This window comes from Streptomyces sp. NPDC054847, assembly GCF_053610925.1.
The window spans coordinates 1-6407 of record NZ_JBSGZJ010000407.1; the positions used below are offsets into that span (position 1 = coordinate 1).

The following is a 6407-nucleotide window of genomic DNA, read 5'->3' on the forward strand; positions in this document are numbered from 1 at the left end:
CGACCGGACCGGCCGGGGCCTTCGTGCGTCTGGCCGGATTCGTACGTCTACGGGGGCCGCGCGGCCGTGGCGGGCCCGGAGCACGTCCCGGACCTCGGAGCAGGTCCGGACCTCACAAGCGCGTCCAGGGCCTCAGACCACGTCGCCGGGCTTCGGCAGCGGCTTGCCGTACCAGAGCTCGATCAGTCGGGCCGCGATGGAGATCCCGTAGGGAGGCAGCACCTCTCCGGACTCGAACGCGGCCCGCAGGTCCTCCCGGGAGAACCAGCGCGCCTCGTGGATCTCCTCGCCGTCGACCTCGATCCGCGACGTCGTGGCGCGGGCCATGAACCCGAGCATCAGGCTCGAGGGGAACGGCCACGGCTGGCTGGCGACGTACTCCACCTCGCCCACACCGACGCCCACCTCTTCACGGACCTCGCGGCGCACCGACTCCTCGATGGACTCCCCCGGCTCGACGAAGCCCGCGAGCGTCGAGAAGCGGCCCTCCGGCCAGTGCACCTGACGGCCGAGGAGCGCGCGGTCCTGGTCGTCGGTGACGAGCATGATCACGGCCGGGTCGGTGCGGGGATAGTGCTCGGCGCCGCAGGCCTGGCATCGGCGGATGTGTCCGGCGGCGGCGATGACGGTGCGCTCGCCGCAGCGAGAGCAGAAGCGGTGGAGCCGTTGCCAGTTCTCCAGGGCGACCGCGTGCACCAGCAGCCCCGCGTCGCGCGGCGACAGCAGGAGCCCGGCCTCGCGCAGCCCGGCGGGCCTGGCCGACTGGTCCATGCGGCCCGGCAGGGCGTCCTTCTGGAGGGCGAAGTAGCGCACCCCTTCCTCGTCGGTGCCGAGGAAGTAGCGGTGGGTCTCGGTGACCGGGGCCTCGAAGGCCGGGGTCATGACGAGCTCGGTGCGGCCGTCGGGGGTGTCGTCGATCAGGGCCTGGCCACCGGAGACGACGAACACACGGGTCGTGGGATGGCTCCACGCGGCCGCGAGCCATGCCTCGTCGAGACGGTTGTGCGCCTCGCGGTCGATGCCGCTGGGCGCGGTGAGACCGATGGGACGGCCTGCGGCATCGGCGTAGCTCTGGGTGCTCACGGTTCTTCCAACTCCCCCGGGGCGGATCGGGACATCGGTTCAGCGAAGGGTGCGGGCCATGTCGTCCCACAGATGGGCGGTCGTCTCCACTCCCTTGAGGAGCAGTTCCAGTTCGACCTTCTCGTTCGGTGCGTGCCAGCCGTCGGACGGTACGGAGATGCCCAGGAACAGCACGGGCGCCGCGAGGATGTCCTGGAGGTCGGCCGCCGGTCCGGAACCGCCCTCGCGGGTGAAGCGGATCTTGTGACCGTCGAAGGCACGGCCCATGGCGCGTACGACCGACCGAAGGGCCGGATGGTCGAGCGGCGTCAGGCAGGGCCGGGTGGCGGCCCCGAAGACGATCTCGTGCCGGATGCCGGCCGGGATCCGGGAGTCGACCCAGTCCGTGACGGCGCGTTCGATCTTGTCGGGTTCCTGACCGGCGACCAGCCGGAAGGACAGTTTCAGCTGCGCGGACGACGGGACGATCGTCTTGCCGCCGGGGCCCTGGTAGCCGCCCCCGATGCCGTTCAGCTCGGCCGTCGGGCGGGCCCAGACGCGCTCGAGCGTGGAGTATCCGGCTTCGCCGAGCGTCCCGTGCGACTTCGCGGTGCGCAGCCAGGTCTCCTCGTCGAACGGCAGCTCGGCGAACAGCTCGCGCTCCTCGTCGGTGAGCGGTGCGACGCCTTCGTAGAAGCCAGGGATCGTGACCTGCTCGTTCTCGTCGTGCAGCGCGGCGACCAGGCGGGCGGCGACGGTCGCGGGGTTGGGGACGGCGCCGCCGAACGAGCCGGAGTGGATGTCCTGGTCGGGGCCGTACAGCGTGATCTCGCAGTCGGCCAGGCCGCGCATGCCGGTGCAGACGGTCGGGGTGGTCTCCGACCACATGCCCGTGTCGGAGACGATCACGGCGTCGGCGGCGAGGCGGTGCGCCTGCTGTTCCACGAGTGCGCGGAAGTGCGGGGAGCCGGACTCCTCCTCGCCCTCGATCAGCAGCTTGAGGTTGACGGCGGGGGCGGTACGGCCGGTGACCGCGAGGTGGGCGCGCACGCCGAGTGTGTGGAAGAACACCTGCCCCTTGTCGTCGGCGGCGCCGCGGCCGTACATCCGTCCGTCGGCGATCAGGGGCTCGAACGGGTCGGTGTGCCAGCCGTCCTCACGGGCGGCGGGCTGCACGTCGTGGTGGCCGTAGACCAGCACGGTGGGCGCGTCGGGGTCGTCGGACGGCCACTCGGCGAAGACCGCCGGGGCACCGGGTGTGGGCCAGATCTCGGCGACCGGGAAGCCGGTCTCCGACAGCTTGCCCGCGAGCCACTCGGCGCTGCGCCGTACGTCCCCGTCGTGCTCCGGCTGAGCCGACACGGACGGGATGCACAGCCACTCGGCGAGGTCGTCGAGGAAGGCGGCGCGGTGCTGCTGTATGTACGTACGGACGGCGTTGTCCGGGGTCTCGCTCATGCTCTTGAGCCTAACGGGCGCCGGCACCGGACTCGTCGGCCGTCCCGCCCAGCAGGATGCGCTCCAGTCCGGCGCGGTCGGGGAGGCCGTCGGGATGCACGATCTCGCCGGTGCGTACGAACACGAACGTGGCGGTCACCGCCTCGAGCGGTATGCCGTGCTGTTCTGCCCACGCGAGGCGGTAGACGGCGAGCTGGAGGGGGTCCGCGACGCCGCTGCGCGCGGTCTTCCAGTCGACGATCTCGTACGTGCCCTCACCGGTCCGGTACACGGCGTCGATCCGGCCCCGCACGACCCGGCCGGCCAGCGTGAACTGGAACGGCGCCTCGACGCGGTACGGGGTGCGGCGGGCGTACGGCGTGCGCTCGAAGGCCTCCTTGAGCGCGGCGAGGTCCTGCTCGTCCGCGATGTCGTGCTCGTCGGCGCCGCCCGGCAGCTCGTCCGGACCGAGCATGGGAAGGGCGAGCTCCTCGAAGCGCGACTCCACCCAGGCGTGGAACCGGGTGCCTCTGCGGGCCGCGGGCTGCGGCGGACGGGGCATGGGGCGGGCGAGCTCCTGGGCGAAGCCGTCGGGGTCGGCGGCGAGGCGCAGCAGCTGGGACGCGGAGAGGGAGGCCGGCACGAGCACCTCACGGACGGTCGCGCGGGTACGGCGCAGTTCGCCGGTGAGCGCGTCGAGGTCGCGGTCCCATGACGCGATGGCGCGGGCATCCTCGGGAGTGAGTGCCTCCCGCCTCCCGTTCCCTCCCGAGGTCCGGTGCGGGCCTTCGGCGCTCCGGGGAGCAGAGGGGTACGCGGCGTCAGCGTCTCCTGGGGCGGCGACGGCGGCGCGCTCGGCGTGCGGGGACGGCTGATGCGGGACGGTCGGCGCCGGCGGCGGGGGCGCGAACGGGTCGTCCTCCGGGGGCTCGGTCGGCCACTCCCATTCCTCCGGGTCGGCGGAGGGAGCCGGCACGGGACCGCGCTCGGCGGACGGCACCGTCACAGGTGCCGACCCGGGCCCGGAACCGAGCCCGGAATCGGGCCCGAATTCGAAGTCGGCCTCGAACTCGGACGCAGAGCCGAACTGGGCCTCGAACTCGGGCTCAGGCTCGGGCCCGGAGCCGAACTCGGAGTCGTACGCGGGCCCGGAGCCGGAGTCGAAATCCGGATCCGGCTCGGACTCGGTCTCCGGATCCGGCTCGGATCCACGTACGTGGTCGGCTCCGGCCGCCGCACCCGCCCCGACCCCGCCCGGCACGGCCGCCAGCGCCTCGAGGTGCGCCATGACCGTGTCCGCCGCTGCCCGGCGCCGGGACAGGGAGACGGGGTCCAGAGGCAGCGGCCAGGCGTGGTCCGCGGTGGCCGTGCCGAGCGCCGGGTTCTCCGCGTCCTCCTCGGGCTCGTCGGCCCAGACCTCGATCTCGCCGTGGCCCTGCTCGCAGTGGTCGTACAGGGCCTCCAGGAACGCGGACGGGCCGCGCCGCCGCTTCTGGCTGGGTCCCCACCAGTGCGCGGAGCCGAGGAGGAGCGAGCGGGGGCGGGTGAAGGTCACGTAGCCCAGGCGCAGTTCCTCCGTGTGCTGGTGGTCCTTCATCGCCTCCTTGAAGGCCTTCAGTCCCCCGGCGTCCCACGACCCGACGTCCGGCAGTGTGTCCGCGTCACCGCGCAGGGCGTGCGGAAGGACCTTGGACTGGGACGTCCATGCCTCTCTGGCCTGGTCGTTCGGGAAGTGCTTCGCGACGAGCCCCGGCACGGCGACGACGTCCCACTCGAGGCCCTTGGACTTGTGCGCGGTGAGCACCTTGACCGTGTTCTCACCGCCCGGAAGGGCGTTGTCGAGCCCCTTCTCGTACTGCGCCGCGGTACGCAGGAAGCCGAGGAACGCCAGCAGTGTCGCTTCCCCGTCCAGCGCGGCGAAACCGGCGGCGATGTCCAGGAAGTTGGCGAGTGTCTCCCGTCGGCGGGCGGCCAGCGCATGCGGCGAGGCGGACAGCTCGACCTCGAGGCCGGTGGTGGAGAGCACCCGGTGCAGGACGTCCATCAGCGGGTCGGCCAGCGAGCGGCGCAGGTCACGCAGTTCGGCGGCGAGGCGGGCGAAGCGGACCCGTGCATCCGTGGAGAAGGGAAGTCCGTCGTCCTCGCCCCCTGCCGACTCCAGGAACGTGTCGAGCGCGTCGGCGAGCGAGATGATCTCCGCCGGGTCGGTGCCCTCCACCGCCGCCGCGAGCCGCCGCTCCGGATCGTCGTCAGCGGAGGCATGGTGGACGAGCAGCCGCGCCCGGCGGCCGAGCAGCGCCAGGTCGCGCGGCCCGATCCGCCACCGGGGGCCGGTGAGGAGGCGAACGAGCGAGGCGTTGGCGCCGGGGTCCTGGAGCACCTCGCACATCGCCACCAGGTCGGCGACCTCGGGCAGGTGCAGCAGCCCGGAGAGGCCGACGACCTCGACCGGGACGTCGCGTGCGACCAGGGCGCCCTGGATCTCGGGGAAGTCGCCCGCGGTACGGCACAGGACCGCGATCTCGCCCGGCTCCTTGCCGGTGCGGACGAGGTGGGCGATGGAGTCGGCGAGCCACTCGATCTCCTCCGCGTGCGTCGGCAGCAGCGCGCAGCGCACGATGCCGTCCCGCTCCGCACCGGGCGCGGGCCGCAGTGCCTCGACCCCCTCGTGCATGGCGCGCAGCGGCGTCGCGAGGCCGTTGGCGAGGTGCAGCAGACGACCGCCGCTGCGGCGGTTCTCGCTGAGCGAGTAGCGGTCGGCGGGACGGCCGTCGGAGTGGGGGAAGTGGACGGGGAAGTCGTCGAGGTTGGCGACGGACGCCCCGCGCCAGCCGTAGATCGCCTGACAGGGGTCGCCGACCGCGGTGACGGCGTGGCCCGTGCCCTGCCCGAACAGTCCGGACAGCAGCAGCCGCTGGGCCACCGACGTGTCCTGGTACTCGTCGAGCAGGACGACCCTGAACTCGTCGCGGAGGAGGGTGCCCACCTCGGGGCGGGTGAGTGCGAGCTCGGCGGAGAGCGCGATCTGGTCGCCGAAGTCGAGCAGGTCCCGCTGCCGCTTCGCCGCGCGGTAACGCAGGGTCAGGTCGAGCAGCTCGCGGCGCGCCTCTGCGGCCTCCGGGACCTTGCGGAGGTCCGCGTTGGTCAGCCGGGCGCCTTCGAGGGTGCGGAGCAGCTCCGTGTCGTACTCCTTCAGGCGCTCTGGCGGCACGAGGTGCTCGGCGAGCTCCGCGTCGAGCGCGAGCAGGTCGCTCACGAGGGAGGGGAAGGAACGGGTGAGCGCGGGGTACGGTCCCGGGGCCTCGCGCAGCACACGAGCGGCGAGCTGGTAGCGGGTGGCGTCGGCGAGCAGCCGGGCGGTCGGCTCGAGTCCGATGCGCAGGCCGTGGTCCTTGAGGAGCTGGCCGGCGAAGGCGTGGTACGTGGAGATGCGCGGCTCGCCGACCGGGGTGTCGCCGCCGAAGACCGAGGAAGGGTCGCCCGGGTCGATGGCGTCGGGGTCGGTCACGCCGGCCCGGACGAGGGCGGTGCGGACGCGCTCGGCGAGCTCGCCGGCGGCCTTGTTGGTGAAGGTGAGTCCGAGGACCTGGTCGGGCGCCACCTGGCCGGTGCCGACGAGCCAGACCACCCGGGCCGCCATGACCGTCGTCTTCCCCGAACCGGCCCCGGCCACAATGACCTGCGGGGCGGGCGGCGCGGTGATGCAGGCCGTCTGCTCCGGGGTGAAGGGGATGCCGAGCAGCTCTTTGAGCTGCTCGGGGTCGGTGATGCGTGCGGTCACCCCGTAGAGGCTAACGGGGACCACCGACAGCAGTGGTCCCCGTTCGTGCGCGGGACCCGACCCAACCCGGCCCGGTCCCGGCCCCTTCGCGGTCCGTCTCCGGTCGGGTCCCGGCCCGGTCCGGCAT

General features: G+C 73.0%; 3 protein-coding genes. All 3 read right to left on the bottom strand.

The window, feature by feature from the left end:
• Positions 1-132 precede the first annotated feature (132 nt).
• Genes nudC through ACWGH4_RS28615 form a run of 3 tightly spaced genes read right to left on the bottom strand, consistent with a single transcriptional unit; the run spans position 133 to position 6280 of the window.
• A complete protein-coding gene (gene nudC, locus ACWGH4_RS28605) occupies positions 133-1083 on the bottom strand; it encodes an NAD(+) diphosphatase (RefSeq protein WP_441264082.1) in 951 nt (316 codons plus the stop codon).
• 39 nt (positions 1084-1122) lie between these two features.
• The gene (locus tag ACWGH4_RS28610) at positions 1123-2520 is read right to left on the bottom strand and encodes a dipeptidase (RefSeq protein ID WP_453466016.1); all 1398 of its coding nucleotides are present in this window, start codon (positions 2518-2520) and stop codon (positions 1123-1125) included.
• Positions 2521-2530: 10 nt separating this feature from the next.
• Complete coding sequence (locus tag ACWGH4_RS28615; RefSeq protein WP_453466018.1) at positions 2531-6280, bottom strand: UvrD-helicase domain-containing protein; 3750 nt, start codon at positions 6278-6280, stop codon at positions 2531-2533.
• Between the last annotated feature and the right edge of the window lie 127 nt (positions 6281-6407).